Raw genomic sequence first — 1,350 nt, forward strand, 5'->3', positions numbered from 1 at the left:
GCGAAGCCGATGCCGATGAGGACGAAGCGGGTGGCGTGCAGGCCGCCGCGCCAGGCGAAGACGTAGACGAGCGCCGCCGCGGCCACTCCGCCGATGACGGAGAGGTAGGGCAGGACCGTGTACGAGGTGATGCCGAAGGTCATCGCGCCGACCGTGAGCGCGCTCGCGCCCTGGCTGATGCCGATGATGTCCGGGCTGGCCAGCGGGTTGCGGGCGACCGTCTGGATCAGCGCCCCGGCGACCCCGAACGCGGCGCCGACCAGCAGCCCGACGACCATGCGCGGCAGCCGCAGCGTGCCCACGACCAGCTCGGCCGACGACGGCTGCCCGAGGATCACCCTCACGACCTCGCCGGGCGCGACGAAGCTCTCCCCGACGCAGAGGTAGGCGACGCAGACGGCGGCGAGGAGGACGAGCAGGGCCGCCGCCACGACGGACGCCCTGCGGTGCAGCAGGAACCGGCCGCGCGGCCCGGCCTTCACGACGGCGTACCCGGCGGGCCGGACCCGTACGGACGTCGAGGCCCCCACGGTCCTGACGGCCACGGGCGCGTTCATGGAGGTCCCGCTCATGCCGGCACCGCCTTCCGGCGTACGAGGGCGACCAGGAACGGCACCCCGATCAGCGCCGTCATCACGCCCGCCGGGACCTCGCCGGGCGGGAACACGATCCGGCCGACGACGTCCGAGACGAGCAGCATCACGGGCCCGGTCAGCGCCGCCATGGGCAGCACCCAGCGGTGGTCGTTGCCGACGACCGCGCGGGCGATGTGCGGGACGGCGAGCCCGATGAACGCGATCGGCCCGGCGGCGGCGACCCCGACCCCGGTCAGCACGGTCGCGCCGACACCGCCGACGATCCGGACCGCCGCGACGTTCTGCCCGAGCCCCTTCGCCACGTCCTCGCCGAGCGCGAGCGCGTCCAGGCCGCGGGCGACGGCGAGCACGAGCACCGTCCCGACGAGGAGGAACGGCCACACCTGCTGGACGACGGCCGCCTCCCGGCCCGCGATCGAACCGACCTGCCAGAAGCGGAACTCGTCCAGCGCGGACGCCTTCGTCGTGAGGATCCCCATCGTCACCGACACCAGCAGCGCGTTGATCGCCGCACCGCCGAGCGCGAGCTTCACCGGGGTCGCGCCGCCGCGTCCCCGGGAGGCGACGGCGTACACGGCGACCGAGGCGACGGCCGCGCCCGCGAAGGCGAACCACACATAGCCGGTGAGCGTGTGGACCCCGGCGAACGCGATGGCCATCACCACGGCCACCGACGCGCCCTGGCTGATGCCGAGGATGCCGGGGTCGGCGATGGGGTTGCGGGTGATGCCCTGGAGCACCGTGCCCGCGAGGG

Annotated in this window: 2 protein-coding genes; both read right to left on the reverse strand. The window is 74.4% G+C overall.

The genetic code is table 11. The features are described from left to right. Positions 1–557: iron chelate uptake ABC transporter family permease subunit (locus ACZ7HQ_RS45535; protein WP_471003547.1), on the reverse strand; the 557-nt coding region annotated here is incomplete at its 3' end. 11 nt (positions 558–568) lie between these two features. Beyond that, the coding region (locus ACZ7HQ_RS45540; RefSeq protein ID WP_471003544.1) for a FecCD family ABC transporter permease at positions 569–1,350 on the reverse strand (782 nt) is incomplete at its 5' end.

The sequence above is a fragment of the Streptomyces sp. NPDC037290 genome (assembly GCF_055603245.1).